At 58.2% G+C, this 20,982-nt stretch carries 16 protein-coding genes and 1 pseudogene; 9 read left to right on the top strand and 8 right to left on the bottom strand.

From position 1 onward, the window contains the following. Positions 1–665: 665 nt before the first annotated feature. From AX760_RS16915 to AX760_RS16905, 3 genes and pseudogenes are all read right to left on the bottom strand, one after another. Entirely contained in the window at positions 666–1,043 is a 378-nt protein-coding gene (locus tag AX760_RS16915) for a hypothetical protein (protein ID WP_071834125.1), read from the bottom strand. Positions 1,044–1,454: 411 nt separating this feature from the next. Next, positions 1,455–1,589: pseudogene (locus AX760_RS28220) on the bottom strand (IS6 family transposase); the annotation flags it as partial. A gap of 72 nt (positions 1,590–1,661) precedes the next feature. Further along, positions 1,662–2,099 (bottom strand): hypothetical protein, encoded by a 438-nt coding sequence (locus AX760_RS16905; RefSeq protein WP_175552086.1) that lies wholly within the window; start codon positions 2,097–2,099, stop codon positions 1,662–1,664. Between the two features lie 234 nt (positions 2,100–2,333). Here AX760_RS16905 and AX760_RS16900 point away from each other — a divergent pair, with 234 nt between their 5' ends. Further along, complete coding sequence (locus tag AX760_RS16900) at positions 2,334–5,999, top strand: chemotaxis protein CheB (RefSeq protein ID WP_083531218.1); 3,666 nt, start codon at positions 2,334–2,336, stop codon at positions 5,997–5,999. Then, the gene (locus tag AX760_RS16895; protein ID WP_071834116.1) at positions 5,996–6,364 is read left to right on the top strand and encodes a response regulator; all 369 of its coding nucleotides are present in this window, start codon (positions 5,996–5,998) and stop codon (positions 6,362–6,364) included. The genes AX760_RS16900 and AX760_RS16895 overlap by 4 nt, the downstream gene beginning before the upstream one ends. Before the next feature lie 38 nt (positions 6,365–6,402). On the opposite strand, the gene AX760_RS16890 is transcribed toward AX760_RS16895, so the two are convergent. From AX760_RS16890 to AX760_RS16880, 3 genes are read right to left on the bottom strand one after another with little or no spacing between them, the layout of a single operon-like run. After that, positions 6,403–7,434: a chemotaxis protein CheB gene (locus AX760_RS16890; protein ID WP_071834114.1), complete on the bottom strand. Its 1,032-nt coding sequence runs from the start codon at positions 7,432–7,434 to the stop codon at positions 6,403–6,405. A 40-nt stretch (positions 7,435–7,474) separates the two neighbouring features. After that, positions 7,475–7,966, bottom strand: coding sequence for a hypothetical protein (locus AX760_RS16885; RefSeq protein ID WP_071834113.1), 492 nt, complete (start codon positions 7,964–7,966; stop codon positions 7,475–7,477). A 34-nt stretch (positions 7,967–8,000) separates the two neighbouring features. After that, entirely contained in the window at positions 8,001–8,933 is a 933-nt protein-coding gene (locus AX760_RS16880; protein ID WP_071834112.1) for an IS5 family transposase, read from the bottom strand. 193 nt (positions 8,934–9,126) lie between these two features. Between AX760_RS16880 and AX760_RS16875 the strand changes: the two genes are divergently transcribed. The 3 genes from AX760_RS16875 (at position 9,127) to AX760_RS16865 (ending at position 13,751) form a co-directional block, all read left to right on the top strand. Continuing rightward, positions 9,127–9,420 (top strand): hypothetical protein, encoded by a 294-nt coding sequence (locus AX760_RS16875; RefSeq protein WP_071834111.1) that lies wholly within the window; start codon positions 9,127–9,129, stop codon positions 9,418–9,420. Between the two features lie 939 nt (positions 9,421–10,359). Continuing rightward, complete coding sequence (locus AX760_RS16870; RefSeq protein WP_071834110.1) at positions 10,360–11,184, top strand: CPBP family intramembrane glutamic endopeptidase; 825 nt, start codon at positions 10,360–10,362, stop codon at positions 11,182–11,184. Between the two features lie 239 nt (positions 11,185–11,423). After that, positions 11,424–13,751 (top strand): beta strand repeat-containing protein, encoded by a 2,328-nt coding sequence (locus AX760_RS16865; protein WP_175552083.1) that lies wholly within the window; start codon positions 11,424–11,426, stop codon positions 13,749–13,751. Positions 13,752–13,925: 174 nt separating this feature from the next. Here the strand turns inward: AX760_RS16865 and AX760_RS26790 are convergent, their stop codons facing one another. Both AX760_RS26790 and AX760_RS16855 read right to left on the bottom strand, forming a co-directional pair. Then, on the bottom strand, positions 13,926–14,879 hold the full coding sequence (locus AX760_RS26790) for a hypothetical protein (protein WP_139276060.1): 954 nt from the start codon (positions 14,877–14,879) through the stop codon (positions 13,926–13,928). 195 nt (positions 14,880–15,074) lie between these two features. Further along, a complete protein-coding gene (locus AX760_RS16855; protein WP_071834104.1) occupies positions 15,075–16,271 on the bottom strand; it encodes a helix-turn-helix transcriptional regulator in 1,197 nt (398 codons plus the stop codon). Positions 16,272–16,502: 231 nt separating this feature from the next. Between AX760_RS16855 and AX760_RS16850 the strand changes: the two genes are divergently transcribed. From AX760_RS16850 to AX760_RS16835, 4 genes are all read left to right on the top strand, one after another. After that, on the top strand, positions 16,503–17,249 hold the full coding sequence (locus tag AX760_RS16850) for a response regulator (RefSeq protein WP_071834102.1): 747 nt from the start codon (positions 16,503–16,505) through the stop codon (positions 17,247–17,249). 71 nt (positions 17,250–17,320) lie between these two features. Beyond that, complete coding sequence (locus AX760_RS16845) at positions 17,321–19,264, top strand: PAS domain S-box protein (RefSeq protein WP_245295043.1); 1,944 nt, start codon at positions 17,321–17,323, stop codon at positions 19,262–19,264. Between the two features lie 130 nt (positions 19,265–19,394). After that, the gene (locus AX760_RS16840; RefSeq protein ID WP_071834099.1) at positions 19,395–19,844 is read left to right on the top strand and encodes a globin domain-containing protein; all 450 of its coding nucleotides are present in this window, start codon (positions 19,395–19,397) and stop codon (positions 19,842–19,844) included. Between the two features lie 95 nt (positions 19,845–19,939). Beyond that, positions 19,940–20,872, top strand: coding sequence for a hypothetical protein (locus AX760_RS16835; protein WP_071834098.1), 933 nt, complete (start codon positions 19,940–19,942; stop codon positions 20,870–20,872). Positions 20,873–20,982: the final 110 nt, after the last annotated feature.

Here is a 20,982-nt window from a genome sequence, read left to right as displayed (position 1 = left end):
GCACCGCATCATCCAGCGGCCACGCGAGATCGTCACCGGTGTCGTTATGTCGTGCGTCTTCATCACGGGGAGCGACATCCGCTTACCGCCTCGATCATCGCATTCTGCATTTCGTCGAATTTAGGATTGCAGATCGGTTCATCCCCGCTGCCACGAGGCCCCCCTGCTGCAGGATGCGCCTCGGTGGCGACGTGTGCAGGGTTGCTTCTTGTCTGCGCAACGGCACGATCAGCTCTATCAGCCCAGGCTGAGACGGGCCGCTCCCCCGCATGGCCAGCCCTCGGTGCGAGGCAACAGGATGCAGCGGAAAGCGCCAATCGATTGAAAAATGTGAAGGACCGATAGAGGTTTGACCAGCTGGGCGCTGCGCACCGGCTCTGTCCAGCGATGTCGCTCACGCCAAGCGCCACCATCGGCCTGCACGCCACGGGGCATCGGCCGCTTCAGGACGGGACCCCAGTATTTCTGCTGGCGACAACGTCACATAAGTATTTGAGGGGCTGTCATCACGCCGAAGGACGGCTGGCCTCCGGCCATGCCGTCCTCCTTACGTGCATTCTATTGGCAATTGACAGCAGCGAGCAGCGGCGACGGATCGTTGACACTTAGGCTGGCAATGGCCGCCGGGCCGCTGCTGAATGCTCTTATAGGGCATCATAGATACCTTAGGGCGTGGCGGATGGCGCGGCGCCCTGCCCGCCTGTGCCCGTTTCCGGTGTCGGATCGCGATCCACCGGGGCCGTCTGCTGGCTTTCGCCTGCGGGCTGAGTGTTGTCGACCACTGGCTGGTTGTCCGGCGTGGCCGGCGTGCTTGTGCCTGTTGTTGGTTGCGTCACTTCGGTCGCCGCATCATTGTCAACGGCCTCTCCAAAAAATTCGGCGGCACCCCAGGCAATCATCGCCAGAAACAGGCCACCGACCAGAACATAGAGCACGGGACGCCCAAGCCGCCCCTGACGCGCCTCAACAGCGGTCGCCTCCACCTTGCGGTTGGTCTCCTCCGTTCGCACGGTATCGCCACGTTCGTCGGTATAGGTCGCCATGGTGCTGCTCCTTGAATGCTTCAGAACAACAACTCACAGGGGTGCGTAAAGTTCCGCACACAGGGCACGGCGATGGTCGCAAGCGTTGGGAGACGGCCGCTTCTGGCGAAGCAGAGAGCAGGCGCGGACTGCTGGGACGGATAGGCGCGTAACGCTTTTCGATGCCCGCGATCGGTAAATCGCCATGAAGCCGAGATGTGGGTGGTATTTGGGTGAAATGGCGGAGGGAACGCGACTGCCGTCGAACCTTCTCTGGGCCGTAAGGCATTGTATTTATTGTAACGCCTGAAACTTCGAATCCCATCTGGTGCAAGCGCGACTGATATCCAAACAGGGTCCATTTGCCTATGATCGCCATCGGGATCCACAACCAGCCAACGGCCCGACCCGCATCCCGGCTATCATCCGCTTTCGGATCTCTGCCGCAAACATTGGCCCGAACCGGTGCCACCAGAACCGCACCGTCTCGTGGCAGATGTCGATCCCCCGTTCGTGTAACAGGTCCTCCACGTTCCGAAGCGAAAGTTGGAACCGGATGTACATCATCACGGAGAGCCGGATGATCTCAGGCGACGTTTTGAAATAACGGAAGGGGCTGGGTTTTGTCAATTTGGAAAGCTACGCCACGGCCACGCCAGCCTCAAGATAAGTTCCTCTGACACCGCCCTCGTTGCGTTCGGGTGTTCCCGCCATGTCCTGACGCAGGCGGTTGAACCATGCTGGTTTGGAAATGCGTGCGTTCGGATCGCCGCTGGCGTTCACGCGGCGACCGAGTTCCGTCAGCTGCTTTTCCAGGATCGCCATCGGAATGCCGGTCGCAGCCTTGATCCTTGTGAGGATCTGGCGCGCAGGCAGCGGGTCCAGCCGCGCCAGCGCAATGCGGCCGAGCAGTTGGCCGAGGGAAGAAATGTCGGGCGGGTTGGTCAGCGCCTCGGCGGCCATGACAAGACCTGCAATGTCGTCGTCGACGGCGGGGAGAGTTTCTGCCCCGGCAGGCTCACTTGAGGCGGTCAGGTCTCGCCCGTCGCGATAATCCTCGGCGCACGCTCCGCGCATCAGGTCATCGTTGAAATCATCGCCGTGTAGCGGAAGGACGATTTCGTTCGGAATGTCGGCCCGGTTCAACCGGTCTGACAGGGTTGATCGCCCCGCGGACCTTCTGCACCCGCGAAAACTATTCAGTTTGGTTGTCATTTAGGGAGAAACTGCGTAAAGTTTCGCCATGGAGCCTTTCGTGCATTGCGGCTAGGCGGTGTCGGAAGTTGTGGAAGGACCTTTCCTTGAGATCCGATGCAAGCTCGAAGGTTGTGCGTGAGTATGGCGGATGAACCGCAAGGAAGAGGCAATCGCTCCGGGCGCAAATCAACGGCGAAGCCGACCCGGAACACAAATGCGAGCGGCAGCGACGCTGCCATCCGGCCGGGTGGGAATGAGCGGCCCCTGACCTCGACCGACGGTGCCACGCGCGAAGTTCCGGTTGTCGGCATCGGTGCGTCGGCGGGCGGCATCGAGGCGCTGAGCCTCTTCTTCGACGTGATGCCGACTGACAGCGGCTGTGCATTCGTTATTGTGCTGCATCTCGATCCGAAGCGCGAAAGCGAACTGGCCCATATCCTGAGCACCCACACGACGATGCCCGTCGTTCAGGTCAAGGACGGCATGCGGCTGGCGGCGAACCATGTCTATGTGATTGCGCCCGACACCGATCTGAAGGTCAGTGACGGCGGGCTGCGCGTGTCCAAGCCGACGGACCCGCGCGGCCAGCGTCACCCCGTCGATGTGCTGTTCTCGTCGCTCGCTGCGGATCAGCACGAGCGGGCGATCGCCATCGTGCTGTCCGGTACGGGGCGCAACGGTACCGAGGGGCTGAGGGATATCAGGGCGGAAGGCGGCATGAGCCTGGTGCAGTCGCCCGAGTCCGCAAAATTTGACGGCATGCCGAGAAGCGCGATTTCGGCGGACATGGCCGATCACGTGCTTGCCATCGAAAAGATGCCCAAAACCCTGATGGCCTTCAGGCGCCATGGCTACGTCACAGGGTCCGGCGAAATCGAGGCCAAGTCTCCGGACGGTCAGGCGACGCTCGGCCAACTTCTGGAACTCTTGCGTGCTCGGGGCGGGCACGATTTTCGCGGCTACAAACAATCGACGCTGAAGCGGCGCGTTCACCGTCGTCTCGGTCTGAGGAACATCGAAACAATGGATGATTATATCGACGAGCTGCGCACCAGCTCGGATGAAGTTGCCGCGCTTGCCGGCGACCTGCTGATCAGCGTCACCGGCTTTTTCCGCGATGCCGACGCGTGGAAGACACTGGCCGAACGGGTGATCGCGCCAATGGTCGCGGAGCGCGTGACGGGCGCAACAATCCGGGTCTGGACGACGGCCTGCTCCACGGGCGAGGAAGCCTATTCCCTTGGCATGCTGGTGACCGAGCATGCCGAGGCAGCGGGAAAACACTTTGATCTGAAAGTGTTCGCGACCGATGCCCAAGAGATCAATTTGCGCAAGGCGCGCGAAGGCATTTACCCGGCCGCCGCCATGGCCGGCCTTCCGGGGTCGCGTCTGACGCGCTTCTTCGAAAAGGTCGACGGCTCTTATCAGGTCAGCAAGGAGCTGCGCGACATGGTAGTGTTCGCGCCGCACAACCTGTTGCGCGATCCGCCGTTTTCGCGGCTGGACCTCGTATCGTGCCGCAATTTCCTGATCTATCTGGAACCGGACGCGCAGCAGAGGATCATCGCGCTTTGTCATTTCGCGCTGCGACAGGGCGGACATCTGTTTCTCGGCAACGCAGAGACGATCGGGAAGCACGAGGATCTGTTCGAAACGGTGTCGAAGAAATGGCGCCTCTTTCGCCGGTTGGGATCGACCCGGCATGACCTGATCGCGCATCCACCGTCGCGCGACCGATCGGAACCGCGCACCAACGAAAGCCCATCGTCCCCGCGCCTTGAGCCACCCACTTCGGCTGCCGAAGTGGCCCGTCGCGCTTTGTTGGAGTGCTATGCCCCGGCATCGGTGCTGATCGACCAGAGCGGCCGCGTCCTCTATTTCCACGGCGCTACAAGGGATTATATTGAGAATCCTTCCGGCGAGCCGACCAGGGACCTGTTGACGATGGTCCGTGGCGGGTTGGCGGCCAGATTGCGGGCTGCGATACGCGAAGCGTCGAAAGAGAACAGAAGCGTGACGGTCAACGCCCGCATCCGCGAGAGCGAGACCGCCCGATCCGTCGCGATGACAGTCATGCCGCTGCCCGCGTCACCGCAGGGAGGCGTCCTGTTGGTGAGTTTCGTGCCGGCCGTGCCGCAGTCCGATCCCACCCCGTCGCCCCCTCGTGAGGATCCGGGCGACGCATCGTCTGGCGAACGTGCCCTTCAGGAGGAACTGAGGGAGACCCGAGCCGAACTGCAAAACACCATAGAATATCAGGAGACAACCAACGAGGAACTGAAGGCGTCGAACGAGGAAGCAATCTCGATGAACGAGGAGCTTCAATCCACCAACGAGGAACTCGAGACCTCGAAAGAGGAATTGCAGTCGTTCAACGAGGAACTGAACACCGTCAACAGCCAGCTCCAGCACAAGATCGGCGAACTGGAACACAAGACCGACGACCTCAACAATCTGCTGGCCGGGTCGGAGACGGCGACGCTGTTCCTTGACGAAAAATCTCGTATCAAGTGGTTTGCCCCCGCGACAAGGGAACTTTTCGCTTTTGTCGGGGCGGACATCGGCCGGCCAATTTCCCATTTTTCGCAGAAGTTTGCCGACGAGAACCTGTTGCAGGATGTGGAAAAGGTACTGAAGACGCTGTCCCCGATCGAGGCAGAGGTCCGAAGCAATGCGGGCCGCTGGTATGTGCGCCGCGTGCTTCCCTATCGTACGCAGGACAACCGGATTGCAGGCGTCGTCGTCGCGTTCAGCGACATCACCGAGCGCAAACGCGCCGCCGATTCGATCAATGATGCCCGCGCCTATTCCGAAACCATAGTGCGGACGGTTCAGCATCCCTTGCTGGTTCTGGACAGCAACTTGCGCGTCCAGAGCGCCAACAAGGCCTTCCGCGAACTGTTTGCTGTTTTCGACGAAGAACCCAAAGGGCAGATTATCTTTGAGCTTGGAAGCGGCGAGTGGAATGACCCGCCGCTGCGGGCCCTTCTGGACAAGGTACATTCGGCGGATGAAGACATCCACAATTTCGAGGTCGAGCAGGATTTCAGTCACACCGGGCGACGATCGATGCTGCTCACTGCATGCAAGTTGCGGCAAGAAGGCAACCTTGACGACCTGATCCTGATTTCCATCGAGGACGTCACCGAGCGCAAGCGTTTCGATGAACATCGGGAAATCCTGGTTGGCGAGCTGAATCACCGCATCAAGAACGTCATGGCGACGGTGCAGGCCATCGCGTCGCAGACGCTCAAAAACGCCACGTCTATGGAAGAAGCACGCGCAACTTTCAACTCACGTCTGATCGCGCTTGGTAAATCGCACGACGTGCTGACCCGTGAAAACTGGGGCGGTGCGGATTTGCGGAACATTGTGACGGATACGGTCGAACCTCTTTCGGGAGGAACGAACCGCTTCCTGATCGAAGGTCCACACCTGTGGCTGACGCCGAGTGCCGCGCTCTCGATTGCAATGGCGTTGCACGAACTGGCAACAAACGCCGCGAAATACGGCGCGCTTGCAACTGAGGATGGCCAGATCGACATCCGCTGGCAACTTGTCGGTGATGGCAAGGATCGACGGCTCTTCTTGAAGTGGTCGGAAAGCGGCGGTCCGCCTGTCATCCCGCCCACACGCAAGGGATTTGGCTCGGTACTCGTCCAGAAGGTGCTGGCGGCGGAACTGGGCGGCAAGGTGAACGTTGTCTATAAAACGTCTGGCGCCGTCTGCACGATAGATGCTCCAATGCCCGACAGTCACGAAAAGGGCGAAACGAATTGACCGGACAGACAGGGAAACGGGTTCTGATCGTTGAGGATGAAGCATTGATTGCGATGAATCTGGAGGAAATGCTCAGCGACCTCGGGCACGAGGTCGTGGGCCAAGCCATGCGTATCGACACTGCGATGGAGCTTGCCCGCGAAAGCGAGATCGATTTCGCAATTCTCGATATCAACCTGGCCGGGAAGCAATCATTTCCCGTCGCCGACATTCTCAGCGAGCGCGGCATTCCCTTCGCCTTTGCAACGGGAAACGGGCCCGAGGGCCTGGTGGACGGATATCGTGATTTTCCGGCGTTGCAGAAGCCATACGCGCAAGAGGATCTGGAACGTACCATCGCACGGGTATTTCGCGGATCGCCTTGACGATGCGATCCTGCCGAACTTGAGCGGGATAGGGCGATTTATCCGCGAAACCCGGTCTGGTCAGGGCCGTCATGGGCCGAGGCAAGCTGGCGAGAGATCTCTGGCGTGAGCCAGTCCTGTTCCACGAGATCACGGAGTTTGTAGGCCCGATCCAGCGCCTGTCTGCTGGCCGCATGCCATTCATTGGAAGCATCGGGCTTTCCGTCATCGCCGTGTTCGGCCATCTGGAGGCAGAATTCGGCGCGCTCGTTGAGAAACCGGACCGCAGCCCGCATGACTTTCTCCATCTCCTCGAACTGCGCCGCAGCCATGTTCTCTGCGGTATAGCTGTGGCCGGTGTGGCAGGTGAATTTGACAATCGAACCGACCTTGAAGTTCTTCAGTGCGCCGCCGCAGTCCGGGCAGGTAACCGTCAGCGGCCGCTCGAAAGTCTGGCTGTTGATGATTTCGGGCGCTTGTCTGTCCCGTTGAGACGAGGTTTTAGGCATGGGCAATTCCTTTCCGCACTTTTGGTCGACCAGCTCAATGAGCAGATCGGGTATCTCCGCGAGTGGCAGGCAGTAATCCAGCGCGACATGCTCGGCCGCACTCCTCGGCATTTCTGGGTGGGCGGCATCGTTTGGGTCTTGGCTGATGGCAACACCACCGCGTCGCTTGATTTCCAACATGCCCAGCGTGCCGTCGTTCAGGTTGCCTGTCAGGATCACGCCCACGGCGTCCGAACCATAGCTTTCAGCCACGCTCCGGAATAACGGGTCGATGGCCGGCCGCGCGCAGTTTTCCTTCGGGCCACGAATAAGGCGCAACCGTTCGTCCGCGACGATCAGGTGGCGATCCGGCGGCGCTACATAGATGTGACCGGGAAGGATGGTTTCGCCGTCCTCGGCATGTTTGGCCGGTACCGGGCCAGCCGCGTTCAAAAGTGCCGGCAACTCGCTGCAATACGCGCCGATATGAAGGACGACGAGAACAGGGGTGGAAAATGTACCCGGCAGCGCGGCAACCAAGGACCGCAACGCAGCCACTCCGCCCGCCGAAGCACCTATAGCGATGATCGAGGAAGGAGCCATAACGACCTGTGGGTTGGGGACTGATCTCGGGGATCAAGTATTAACGCGGTATGGCGAAAAAGGTTCCAGTTGCGATCGTTCGGCCGCGGGTGGTGCGGCTCGACCCCTTCCGTCGGGCAATTTGGTCGACCGCGGCAAGTAGACGGGGCTCCGTCTCGAACGCACGAAGCAAGGCAACCCTTGCATGTCCGTCGATGCCAGTGCTGAACATCGCCGCTTTGACCAGTGGACGTGACTGAGCCACGGCAATAGCGGCAAGGCAAAAGAGTCTCACGTCGGGTCGGGGGCTTTGAAGGGCAAACGCCGAATCCGCGCGAACAGATTTGAGCGCTTTGGCAAAGGTGACCGCCCGCATGGCGCGTCGGAGCCGCACGGCACAGTTGGACAGCACCGCGCTTTCGAGCAACCCTGCCCCGCGTCGGGCACGACGCAACAACTTTTCGGAGATATGGTTGCCATCAGGCTTGATGAGGATTGAATTGAGCTGCGTGCCGCAAATCTGGCAGTCGAATGGCGTTGTTGCGTAAGTCACGCCTGAGGCATGACAGCCCCTTTCCCCGTTGGCGTCATGCCACGCGGACGATTTCGGCGGTGCCGAGTGCGTTGAAGCGGTTGATGAGGGCGACGCGGATCTGGATTTCAGCGGTTTGGCTGTCGGGGTGTCTTGCGGCGATGCGTTCACCGAAGGCTTTGAGGCACCGCATCTTGGCCTCGATCCGGCTTCGCGCATGGTATCCGGTCCAGCGCTTCCAGAATGCCCTGCCGTAGTGCCGGGTGGCGCGCAGGGTTTCGTTTCTGGCGATCGCGGCTGGGCAGTCCTCTTTCCACGGCCGCCCATTCTTACGAATTGGGATGATCGCAGTGCCCTGCCGGTCGATGATGGCGGTGTGGCAGCGGCGCGTGTCGTACGCGCCGTCCGCAGTCACGGTGCCGATCTCTTCGCCTGCGGGGATCTGGTCCAGCAGTTCTGGCAGGACGGGACTGTCACCGTCGCTGCTGGGGGTGAATTCCACCGCCCGGATGTCTGAAGTGGCGGTGTCCATGGCCAGATGGACCTTGCGCCATTGACGCCGGCCCTGAACTCCGTGCTTGCGCGCCTGCCACTCGCCATCACCGAGGAACTTGATCCCGGTGCTATCCACCAGCAGGTTCAGCGGCCCATCGGCGCGCCGATACGGGATCTGAACAGCCAGTGTCTTCTGCCGTCGGCACAGGGTCGTATAGTCCGGCACGGTCCACTCCAAGTTCGCCATCGTCAAGAGGCTGGCCACCATCCCGGTCGTTTGCCTGAGCGGCAGCTTGAACAGGACCTTGATCGTCAGACAAAACTGGATTGCCGCATCCGAGAACACCGCAGGCCGACCGGGTTTGCCTTCAGGCGGCGCGAGCCAAACCATCTCCTTGTCCAGCCAAATCAGCAAAGACCCACGCTTGCGCAGCGCCGCAGTGTAGCTTGACCAGTTTGTCGTGCGGTAGCGGGCGGGTGTTGGCTTGCTCATGCGGAATGTCTAACCGCATGGATTCACGATGTGAATCCTCAACAGTCAGAGTTCTGCAACAACGCCCATATACGATGACAGCTATGGCACCGATCAAGAAAAGCATTTCATCCGCTTTATCCACGATAACGAGGCGGCGCTCAGGGCGATCTATCAGGATTTTCACCTGATCCGGAACGAGAAGCTATTTCAATTGTTTGATTTTAAAGAGGGACGCCCGTTCGAGCCGGACTTCGTCCTGTTCCTTCGTCGTGCCGACAACGGCCAAACCTCCATCATGCAGATATTCATCGAGCCGAAGGGCGATCACTTGCGCCAGCAAGACCAATGGAAGGAGGATTTCCTTCTGCAAATCGGACAAGTGGCGCGCTTGGAGACCGTGTTCCAAGGGCGAGACTATACCGTCTATGGGCTCCCGTTCTTCAACGAAGGGACGTCCATGCGAAAACCATTTGCGGCGGCCTTCGAACATCTCCGAAAGATGTAGCGTCGCTCTGCTTTCCGACGCCAGTCGTGCGCGCGATGGGAATGGTTTTGCGAACGCCATCATTCCAGACAAGGAGGATTTTATTTGTTTTCCAGTGTGTTGCCGCTCTGAACCGGAATGGGTGCGGTTAACAGGTCCGGAGAATATCGGACCGAAGAGACCGCTTCCGGGCCTCTTGGCACCGACGCCGGTTAACAGCCCAACCCGCATAACCTTCGAAAACAACGAGAAATTTTGTCCGCAGCCGGATGAAGAGAAACGTTTCTCTAGGGCAAGTGGCGGAGGGAACGCGACTGCGGGCGAACCTTCTCTGAAAAAAAATCAATAAATTCAATGATGCATCGTTTGTGCCAAGGTCTCATCTGGCCAATTAACAATAATGATTACCAGAACCGTCTGCCGGACGCATTCGCCGTATGATACCGATCAACTCGTTCGCCGCTCATGATGCTAACTTTTCCCATGGATCCCCTCTCCTTCAATTTGTGTTTCGACACCACAAGTATGGCACGTCGCGTTGCCGTCAGGGTGAGCGGCATCCACCCCATCCTTGGCGGATGCTGCTCCCGCTTCGCCGACAGCAGCCGCCGATACTCCAAGATCGAACACGCAAGTCCCGCCGCATAGCTCTACCGCCACACTTTGCCGCTGGAAGAAGTGGAGGAAGGGAAAAACGACCGTCTTCTTGAACTGACCGAGGCCAGGAACTGCTGGAATTTTGGGCTGATCGTTTTGCTCCTGAGAAACGCCAAAACCGACTGCGCTTTCAGAAAATGGGCATCACTCCGAACGTCAGAATGAACGTCATACCAATGGGTGACGACACTGGCATGCGAAAGCCGTAGCTCGCATCCGTGCCGAACCTTCCGCGTGACAGTTCAGGCCGCTGATCGGTGACCGGGTGTTCGCCTCGTGGCAGAACCTAAAAGGACAAGACCCATGACCCGAAGCGACTTTCGAGAAGCCGCTGTCTTCTACATCCTTGCCTTGGCGCTGGCGGCGCTCGTGGTGCTGGCCGTGCCAGTCATAGGCGAGGCAAGCCCCATTTTGACCATGCTGACCCCAGCAGTAGCCATAGCGGTCATGATTTGTCTATCGCGCAAGCGCCGGGCGGACCTCGCAGGCCTCGGGCTGCAACGTTTCGGCTTTCGCGCGTGGCCCCTTGCTGCCGGCCTCCCCCTCGCGATACATGGCGCGAGCATCCTGCTCCTCGCCGCCCTCGGTCTCACCACTCTCCTGATGTTGCCCGTGGCCTCGCTGCCCGACCTCCTTGCGAATTACGCGATCGAGATAGTCGTGGTCACCCTGCTCGCCCTCTGCGAGGAGGTGGGTTGGCGCGGCTATCTGCTGCCGCGCCTCATGTCCCTCGGCGCGGTCCCGGCCTTGCTTCTTTCAGGCCTCATGCACGGAGCCTGGCATCTCCCTTTGCTTTTGTTTACCGACTTTTACCACCCTACCGGCAATCCTTGGCTGGTGGTGCCACTGTTTCTCGTCACGCTGACGCTGGCGGGGGTGTTCTATGGCTTCCTTCGCCTGCGAAACGGCAGCGTGTGGGTCGTCGCCTTCGCACATGCGATGGTGAACATCGGCTGGGACATAGGCTCGAACATGTCGTCCTCGAATTCGCCGTTGGCGACCGAGTACCTCGGCGGCGAGAGCGGACTTTTTGTCATCGGCGCACTGTTGGTCATCGACACTTTGCTGATTCGGAGCCTGCGCCGGTCCTCCCGAGTCCGCTCCGGTGCGTCTGTCCAAATCTCGTAGGGCCCGGCAGTGGCAGCGCGCGCCCTTCTGATCCCGGCGCCAGAGCGGCGAGTGCATGTATTTTCACGACGTTGGCAGTGCTTGCCCGACCCGCATTAACCAAAGCCGTGCGGATCCCGGGGCCAGATGTCGATCTTCAGGCGATGGCAAGTTCTGGTGACAGGCTCTCCCGATAATTATCGGCTGTGAGGCCGACCACTCAACACCGAATCCCGCCCGATGGTGTCACGATGCCGCCCATGAAGAACGCTGAAACAATTGAAACGCAGAACGCAGATTGGCGACATACGAATGAAACAGGGCCGGGCTATTGGGCGGCAACTTCAATTGAAAGAGAAGCTCTCATGTCCGCGAACATCACCACCAAACAGACAACCACACTGAACGTAAATCAATCCAACGACAACTGGGTGGTCAACATCGGAGGATCGATTGTCGTCGCCGACGGCCACGGCATCACCAACAGCGGGCCGTTTCACGACAGTGTCATTGGCATCTCAGGCGCTGTCGTCGCCAATGCCAAGTACAAGGCGGGGATTTTTTCCAACGGCGTCGATGCAATTCTTCAGGTCGACACGATGGGGTCCATTCATGGCTATAACGGTATCGTCAGCTATGGCGAAAATACCAATATTAAAAACTTTGGGCAGATCACCGCCGCCAATATTGGCATCTATAGCAATGCAGTTGAAAGCGATATCCAGAATGGTGGAACAATAACTGCCAAAACTGGCATATATGTTGAAACTGCTTCCAGCCCGCTGACCTCCGTCTATAATACTGGAACAATCAAGGCCGATATTGGAATATTGGGGGCTGCCGGTAGTGTTAACATTGCCAATGGCTTTACTGGCTTCATTGAGGCGCAAACTGTAGCGATCAAATTTAGTGAGAATCCACAGAACCAGAATTTTCTTTCCAACTATGGTTCGATTGAGTCGCAAGATGTTGCCATTCAAGGCAGTGCAGGAATGGATTACGTTTCCAATTACCACTCGATCAAAGGCGGTATCTTCCTCGGTGCAGGCGACGACGTCTTCATCAACGACGGCGGAACGGTTGACCACGCCGTAGATGGCGGTCTTGGAAATGACCTCTATGGCTTTTTTAACGGAAAGTTCGATATCATTGATGCCGGCGGCATCGACACGATCACATCCGACAGCACCCTCAGCCTGAACAGTTATTCAACTATCGAGAATCTGACGCTCGCGGGAGTCGCGAACATAAACGGCACCGGCAACGCTCTTGCCAACATCATCACCGGCAATTCAGGCAACAACATCCTTGATGGCGGACAGGACAATGTGATTGATACGCTGACCGGCGGGAACGGTAATGATACCTACGTGCTCGGTGCCGGATCCGACATCGTCAGCGATAGCGGCGGCATCGACAGAATAACGTCGAGCATTTCTCGCAGCCTCGCAAACTATTCTACGATCGAGAACTTGACCCTGACTGGCAGCGGCAATATCAACGCCACCGGCAACGGATTGAACAACGTTCTGACCGGAAATTCCGGCGTGAACACGCTCGACGGCGGTTCCGGAAACGACACCTACGTGCTCGGTTCCGGTTTCGATAAGGTAATCGACAGTTCGGGGATCGACACGATCACCTCGAGCATCAGCCGCAGCCTGATGTCGTACGCCACGATCGAGAATCTGACTCTGACAGGCACCGGCAACATCAATGCCACCGGGAACGCGCTGAATAATGTGTTGACCGGCAACTCTGGCATGAACACGCTCAACGGCGGTGCTGGCAACGACACCTACGTGCTCGGCTCCGGTTTCGATAAGGTCATCGACAGTTCGGGAACGGATACGATTACGTCCCTGATCTCCCGCAATCTCGCAACTTTTTCGACGATCGAGAACCTGAAACTCCTTGGCGCTGCAGATATCAATGGCACGGGCAATGCGCTCGCGAATACATTGACCGGGAATTCCGGCATCAACACGCTCTCGGGAGAGACCGGCAATGACGTGCTGATCGGTGGTGCAGGGGCCGACAAACTGTATGGAGGTGCCGGTACCGACACGGCGTCGTATGCCGGAGCGAAGTTCGGTGTCGTCGCCAATCTTGCGAATGCATCGGTCAATACCGGCGACGCCAAGGGTGATACGTATTACTCGATCGAGAACCTGACAGGTTCCAACCACAGTGACACGCTGACGGGCAACTCGGGTGCCAACGTGTTGACGGGTGGAACCGGTGGCGATCTTATGACTGGCGGCGCGGGTGCCGACACGTTCCTGTTCAGATCGGTCGGTGACAGCTGGCTGGCACCAGTGGGTCGGGACACAATCCTTGACTTCAGCCAAAGCCAAGGCGACAAGATCAGCCTGGTCGAGATTGACGCCGATCAATGGACCAGCGGCAACCAGGCCTTCGTCTTTATTGGAAATGCCGCATTCAGCGGAGGCATGGGCGAGCTTCGTTTTGAATCGGCGGCCACCGGCACCTATGTCTATGCCGACGTCAACGGCGACAAGGTGGTCGACTTCGAATTGTATTTCGACGACGCCATCAACTTCCAAGCCAGCGATTTCTTTTTATGAGGATTGAAAATGCTCAAGCCCGGTGATCCGGGCTTGAGCGATTCGGTGGCCAGTCCGTTCGTTGTCTTGTGGGCCCGAAGTATCAATCTGCGCATAGGCTCCAGCTATCGCGATGAATTCTCGATAGAATCCGTTTTCGGGATTTGTGCATTTCTATGATGGACGCGATCAATGCTAGCGGCCAAGGTTACCATCATAGGGTTTGAATCCGCCCAATGGGACGGCGACCGCCGGGGTCGACTCGCCGCTGCCCCTTCCCTCGGTCAAGGCCGCAATCAGGCCGCTCACCATTAAAACCCCAACCACTGTTGCGATTACTTTGGCCCATTTCCGCCACGAGGGAGCGGTTGTGATGTCAGGTGCAGCACGACCCGGGGTCGCCGCCGCTGAACATTGGGAAGCCTCCTCCAGACCTTGGTCGATTTGGTTGAGCGGAGCAGTCGGAAGCGGGCCCCCGACATTTTGAACGTTGAGTATCTGATATGTTCCCTCAGCCAGATTGAGCAAGACCGTCAATCCACCTCCTACATGGTGGCGCCGACAGCGCAGCAGCACTTGGTGAGGGCCCGGAAAACCCACGCCGGCATCCCAATCGGTATGCCAGAGGTCGAGTACGATCTCACCCGAAATCATGTCGATGACGCGGGGCGGATTAACCCAGTGCGTATTTGTCCATTCGATCGGATCAAGAATGACCTGGACGCGGCCATCTGGCGAAGTATGGCACAGCCCATCCACGATACCCGGTTCCGATTGCGGTTCAGGCCCGGCAACATGAGAGGGGAGCGCCTCGACTGGCTCTACTATGGTTCCTGCGACGGGCACTGGCGCGGAACGTCGGAACATCAATCGCATGCCGACAGCGAGGGACAGAACCACTGCCGAAATAAGCAACCAAGGAAGGATGATAATTGCACTGATCAGTGAAAAGCCGAGAAAAGCAGTTCTCGCAAGATCGGGAACTGGCGCGCGCGTGAAGGTTTCCCAGACAATGGTGCAAAAAAATATCAAGGCGGGCCAGCATAGCCATAATACTGCAGCCTGCCAAAATCGGGAGAATCGAACGCCCAACAAGAACGCTGCGGGAATCAGAAGGGAGGCAGTCATCAAGCCCCACGGCGCGTTCATATCTCTACCTCAAATTAAAATACGCACCGATTTCGGCGTGGATCGGAACAGGGTCGTCCCTACTCAACTCTAAATCAAAAGTGCATTCAGGCAATTTTACCCATACGAGTGACAACTCTGTCGTGCCATCTACGATATATTTTGCCTGCCGGCGAGTCGCTCAATCTGGTGCTGATCATAATTACACGGCGTGCGCTATCTTTGCAGATCACGAGTTGAAATTCTTTTGTAGCCACTTTTTGCGTCCTGCACACGGTGCTGCGGCATGAGAGGTGAGCCGATGGTGGCGATCAGCTTTACAATATCGGCTTGGCGGGTAGTGTCGGTTTTGGCAAAAATCCTGCTCAAATGTGTTTTCAAGGTGTTTTCGGTGATGTTCAGAACGGCAGCACACCGCGAGCCTGTCAGACCGCGACCAATTTGCAGGATAACACGGGCCTCGGCGGGGGTAAGATCATAGAGCGTGATCAGCACGTCTTCCGGCGGCGGTGCCGCAGAAGTTGTAGTCGAGATAAAGATGGCAGCGCAGGCTGGCCGAAAGATAGCGCGGGCTGTGCCCTCGCACAGGGGCAAGACATAGGCGACGGCCGCAGGTTGCCCCGGAATCGAGATCGGCAGGCCGATGCCGCGGGAACCCATGAAGTTCTCCGAACGTGCCCCCGCTGAGATTGCTTCAAGCAGTGCGTTTGCGATCAGCGGCGTCTGGGCCTGAACTATGCCGTTGCGCGATCGGAGTGGCATCTGCGCCGCAAGAATATCGTTGGCTTGGGCATTGGCGTGCAGAATGACCCCATCTGCACCGGTCAGGATGACAGGTACGGCCAGACTGTCGAGCGCGTCGCGGTAAAGGCTGGCGGTGACACGCGACTGATCAAGCAGGTCGCCGATCAGCGACGCGCGGCGCAGGTGCGGCGATAGCAACGCCAGAAACTGTTGCTCTTCATCGGTGATGCGTGGCCGGTCGGCCCATGTCGTGCAGCTGAAAAGACCGATACGGTCCGGGGTATGTACAAATTTTGTCGTGCAGCCTTCCCGTAAACCTTGCGGCTTTGCCCAGTCCTGAAAAAAAGCTGACCGCTCAAGCTCGGTTTCGGTGACAACCGACAAGGTCGGGACCGGCTGGTCGATATCACCGACCACGGCGGCCTTCAGTCCCGGAATTTCTTCGAGATCGTAGTCCTGAAGCGTTTGCAACCGCGCGACGTCCCAAGGGGAATGCGCCGCGAACCTGCCACGACTGTCTGAGAGACTGGTCAAAGCGATGGTTGTGTACGCAGCGTCGATCGTCTCCGCCACACGGGTCATGACACCGCTCCAACCTTCCGGGCTCAACGCGCAGTCGTAGATATCGCCGATGATGGATGAGAGTGTTTGTTCGCCAAGTATTTTCATGCTGCCAAGTCTCCGCACCCGCTTTGTCTGTCTTGCTGGATGATAAAGCCCAACAGCGCTTTCAGAAAGCGAACCTTGCGCTGAATGTTCGATTGAGCGTCATACCATTGGGTGACGACACCTGCACGCGCAGACCTTAGCTAAGATGCACGCGAACGGAGACCGTGGCAATTCAAGCTGCGGGCCGAAGATCGCGCATCATTGCCTTGCCTGGACTCTGGAGAACCACCCATGACCGAAGATGCCTTGCAACCGCGCCTGATCGTCGTCGATGACGAAGAGGACCTTCGGGATATGGTCGCAGAATACATGGAACGCGACAACTGCCTGGTGCGCACCGCGTCCCGCGGCACAGAACTTGATCGGTTGCTGACCGAGCAGGCGGCGGACCTGATCGTTCTCGACGTAAACATGCCAGGCGAAGACGGCCTGTCGATCTTGCAACGCATCCGACGCTGGAATGACACGCCGGTGATTATGTTGACTGCCGCCAGCAACATTTCCGACAAGATTGCCGCCTTGGACGTCGGGGCAGACGACTACATGACCAAGCCGTTCGACTTGCGCGAGTTGAAGGCCCGCATCTGGGCGGTTCTGCGCCGGAACCATCTGGCGGCGGCAGTCACCCCGTCCAGTGATAAAGCCGCTCGGGTGGCACGCCGAAATGTCCGGCCTTTCGGCAAGATGTTCGTTGATCTCGATGCGCGTTGCCTCGTTCAGGCTGATGGGACTTTTCAGCCGGTGACAGCCATGGAATTCGACTTGCTCGAGGTTTTCATGCAAAATCCTGATCGGGTCCTGACCCGGGACCGGTTACTGGATCTTGCCCATAATCGCGACCATGACCCGTTCGACAGAAGTATCGACGTGCGGGTAACCCGCATCCGGAAAAAGATCGAACACAATCCTTCCAAGCCGCAAACGTTGAAGACCGTCCGGGGGGCTGGCTACATATACACCCCATCAAAGCGGATGTGATGATCGAGTCCTTGCTGCCCTTGTCCCCTGACCCGGATCCAAGTGACGAATGTGGCCTTGATAATGCGCCCGTGGGCGAACCTCAGTTTGTCGGCGCACTCCTCAACGGCATTCTCGGCTGTGCCGCCATCATCGATCCGGCCGGTCGCTACATTTACGCAAACCGGGAGTATCTTGCTTTCGTCGAGACCTCTGCGGTCGATCTTGTGGGCAGCACCGTTTCGGCGGTGCTGGGCGATGCAATACACAACGCATATCAGGCGGTCATGCGTAGCCTTCGTGTCGGCGAAACGATCCACCGCGAGGGCTGGACCGACTATGGTCGGCTGGGGCGGCGATACGTCGAACAGACGATTACCGCTTACCGGCTGGGACATGAGCCGGTATCGGGTTATATCGCGCTTTCCCGCGATCTCACGGACCTGCAACTGAAGCGGCAGGAACTCGTCGAACGGATCGAGGCGCAGAACGCCGCTGACGCCTATCATGCTGTGATCGTCAACAACGCGCTCGACGCAATCGTTGTCATCGACGAAACCGGAGTCGTGGTGGATTTCAATCCCGCTGCCGTGTCGATCTTCGGATACAGTCGCGACGATGCGATGGGGCGGCAAATTGCAGAACTGATCATACCACCAGCGCTTCGATCCGCTCATGATCGGGGCATGTCGGCCTATATGAGCAGCGGTATCTCACGAATTCTGGGACGGCGTCACGAACTGGAGGCGCTGCGGGCCACGGGCGAGCAAATTCCTGTCGAGCTGACGATTACCGAAGTGAAGTTCGGTGCCAAACGTCTGTTCGCCGCGCATTTGCGAGATCTCAGCGCCGTGCGTCAGGCACAGGCGAAAATCGAACGCCAGCGCGAGGAACTGCACCAGAAAGACAAGCTGGCCGCACTGGGATCGCTGCTTGCTGGCGTTGCACATGAGTTGAACAATCCATTGTCGATCGTCATCGGTCAGGCGATGATGCTTCGTGAAAGGCTCGTCGATGCGCCAATGGCCGACGATCTGGCTCAACGCAGCGTCAAGATCGAAATTGCCGCCAATCGATGCGCGCGGATCGTCCGCAGTTTTCTCGACATGGCACGACAGCGCAAGCGCGAGCGCAAGGCCGTACTGATCCATGACATTGTTGCAGCAGGACTCGAACTTCTCAGCTATAATCTGAAAAGTTCCGGCGTCGTGGTGGAAACGGACCTGCCGCCGGACCTGCCACCACTTTGGATCGACGGCGATCAGATTCATCAGGTAATCATCAATCTCGTCGTCAACGCCTATCAGTCGCTTGAGGAAAAAACGGATGGTGAGCGCCGCATCAGGATCGCCGCCGAGCTTAGGCCAGAGACGCGGCAAATGGCGTTGCACATATCCGACAATGGTGCAGGCATTCCGCCCGGCATTCGTTCCCGCGTATTCGACCCCTATTTCACCACCAAGCAGCACGGAACCGGCATCGGTCTTGCTGTCTCACGCGGTCTGATCCTATCTCATGACGGCACGCTGGATATCGATCCCACACCCTCCCTCGGCGGCGCCGGTTTCATCCTTCTTCTGCCGGTTGGCACTGCCGAAAACAGCCCCGTTATCAATACCCCTCTCACCATAGAACCGGCACACAACAAAGCCGATCGCTGCATCCTCATCATTGACGACGAGATCGAGATCGCTGAGCTTCTGGCGGAAATCGTTCAGAAGCTCGGCTTCCGCGCCATACTTGCCCACAGCGGCGCGGCGGCCAAAATACGGTTGGAACCGACCGATCATTCGATTGATGCGATTCTTTGTGATATTCGCATGCCCGATGGCGATGGGCCTGCTTTTTTCGATTGGCTCAGCCAGGCGCGCCCGGGCCTGACAGACCACATCGGCTTCATCACCGGCGATACGCTGGGACCGGCGGCCGGTCGGTTTCTGGCGCGGTCCGGCTGCCCGGTGATTGAAAAGCCGTTCACGCCAGACGATATTCAGCGGATCCTCGCATCCTTGATAAAGGCCCGCATGCCGGCATGACTTCCGGTCGCCTTGCCATTGCGAGCTGGCAGGATGCAATAATTGAAACAGGTAACGCTTGTCAACGACATCCGACAGAAACATTGCATTGCTAGGTCAAGCCCAGAAAACACATGTTGGAGATAGGATCATGCAGGAAACCGATATTGTCATGCTGGAAGAGAGTTTTGCAGAAGTTACCGCAGCCCGTGAAGACGCAGCCGAATTGTTCTACGAGCGGCTGTTCGTGCATGATCCTTCTCTTCGCGCGATGTTTGCAAGCGCGGACATGAAAGAACAGGGGCGAAAGCTGATGGCGGCACTTTTCCTTGTTGTGTCTTCACTCAGGAAACTCGACGCTACTGTTCCTGCCCTGGAACTTCTGGCCATCAAACATGTAAGTTACGGTGTGCGCGACGAGCATTATGCCACGGTCGGAAAGGCCCTGATCGAAACCTTGTCACTGTTCTTCGCCCAACGTTTCACGCTCGAGTATCGCAGGGTCTGGATACTGGCTTACGAAACGGTCGCCACCGTCATGAAGGCCGCCGCCAATGCTGACAGAGTTCAGGAGCTCCAGCACCATTCGTCGTCAGGTTAAGACTGCAACATGTTTGACCGCCCGAAGGACCGAGTTTGGCGTGAAGGTTTCCGGAAGCCAGGAGTTAATCAAATCTCGACGATAGAAGCCACAGGATGATCGCTTTTCCGCCGAAACTGTCGCACCGACGCGGGACCCTCGTTGCGGTCTGTGCTGCCTTCGCGTTGATTCTGGTGCCAGTCTGGACAGCCGAAAGCCAAGCGCTGATGGCGAACTCGTATGACTGGCAATTGGCGGATATCCATGCTGACGTCCCCGGTCACGCAGGAATTTCATTTTTCAATCTACTGAAGCAGGTGGTCCCGGATCTCGCAGAGAACGAAAACAGCGCGACAGGCCGGAGCCGCGAGCCTTTCCGACACATCGTCGATGGCTACGGTGGCGATCTGCCTGACCGCATTGCGATCAGTTCTCTGCAAGTTACGACCTTCATGGTGGCCGGCGAGGCGCGGATCGCCATCCTCGCCGATATTGGTCAACTCGAAACGACTATCGAGCAACCCGCCCTGCTGGCCGTGTTCGACGGCGGGGAGAGCCCGAAATTGATAGACGCCGTCGATGTGGGCATGGATCGTGATACGTCTTTCGCCCTGCCGGCGCTGGTAAATATCGGTCGTAGCGATCAGGCGCTGGTCATTCGCAGCTATCATTTCAATTCGAGCGAGAGTTTCGAGACAACAGCAATGATCTTTTTACAAGGGCGCGAGCTGGAACTGGTCGACACATTTTCCACCTATGCTATCCGCACCTGTAGCGAGCAAATGACGCAGGTAGTGAAATTTGCAGAGCAGTCAGCCGATGACGTTAGCGCGTATTCCGAAATCTTGGCGACAATCGAAGAAAGACGCAGTGGCTTCCAGGGAAACTGCAACGACGAAATTGTGGCCAAGCCCATCTCAGAAATCGCGTCGGTTGTCTATCGTTGGAATGCTGAACTCGACAACTTCATTGCCGTTTCAGACACGCTGGAACGGTTTGAAACCCAAGCGGCCGAGCGTATGAGTGCTCCCTTGTCAACGCCGGAGTAAAAACCGGCCAGGCGGCGGAGTAAAACCAGGCCACTTGCGGCGCACGCATGAGACCTCCGGGAGGGCGTAGCCCGAGCGGGGGTCTCATGCGTGCGCGTCGATGTTCTGAA

It is taken from the genome of Pararhizobium antarcticum (genome assembly GCF_001885585.1).
Classification (GTDB): domain Bacteria; phylum Pseudomonadota; class Alphaproteobacteria; order Rhizobiales; family Rhizobiaceae; genus Pararhizobium; species Pararhizobium antarcticum.
The sequence above is the reverse complement of the archived record's forward strand: the minus strand, read 5'-3'. Positions and strand labels throughout refer to the sequence as shown.

Bases quoted from the DNA above. Each gene is read 5' to 3' on its own strand.
- AX760_RS16900 (WP_083531218.1), top strand. From the start codon at position 2,334: ATGCAAGCTCGAAGGTTGTGCGTGAGTATGGCGGATGAACCGCAAGGA.
- AX760_RS16905 (WP_175552086.1), bottom strand. From the start codon at position 2,099: ATGCGCGGAGCGTGCGCCGAGGATTATCGCGACGGGCGAGACCTGACC.
- AX760_RS16890 (WP_071834114.1), bottom strand. From the start codon at position 7,434: ATGGCTCCTTCCTCGATCATCGCTATAGGTGCTTCGGCGGGCGGAGTG.
- AX760_RS16870 (WP_071834110.1), top strand. From the start codon at position 10,360: ATGACCCGAAGCGACTTTCGAGAAGCCGCTGTCTTCTACATCCTTGCC.
- AX760_RS16915 (WP_071834125.1), bottom strand. From the start codon at position 1,043: ATGGCGACCTATACCGACGAACGTGGCGATACCGTGCGAACGGAGGAG.
- AX760_RS26790 (WP_139276060.1), bottom strand. From the start codon at position 14,879: ATGAACGCGCCGTGGGGCTTGATGACTGCCTCCCTTCTGATTCCCGCA.
- AX760_RS16835 (WP_071834098.1), top strand. From the start codon at position 19,940: ATGATCGCTTTTCCGCCGAAACTGTCGCACCGACGCGGGACCCTCGTT.
- AX760_RS16855 (WP_071834104.1), bottom strand. From the start codon at position 16,271: ATGAAAATACTTGGCGAACAAACACTCTCATCCATCATCGGCGATATC.
- AX760_RS16840 (WP_071834099.1), top strand. From the start codon at position 19,395: ATGCAGGAAACCGATATTGTCATGCTGGAAGAGAGTTTTGCAGAAGTT.
- AX760_RS16850 (WP_071834102.1), top strand. From the start codon at position 16,503: ATGACCGAAGATGCCTTGCAACCGCGCCTGATCGTCGTCGATGACGAA.
- AX760_RS16880 (WP_071834112.1), bottom strand. From the start codon at position 8,933: ATGAGCAAGCCAACACCCGCCCGCTACCGCACGACAAACTGGTCAAGC.
- AX760_RS16865 (WP_175552083.1), top strand. From the start codon at position 11,424: ATGAAGAACGCTGAAACAATTGAAACGCAGAACGCAGATTGGCGACAT.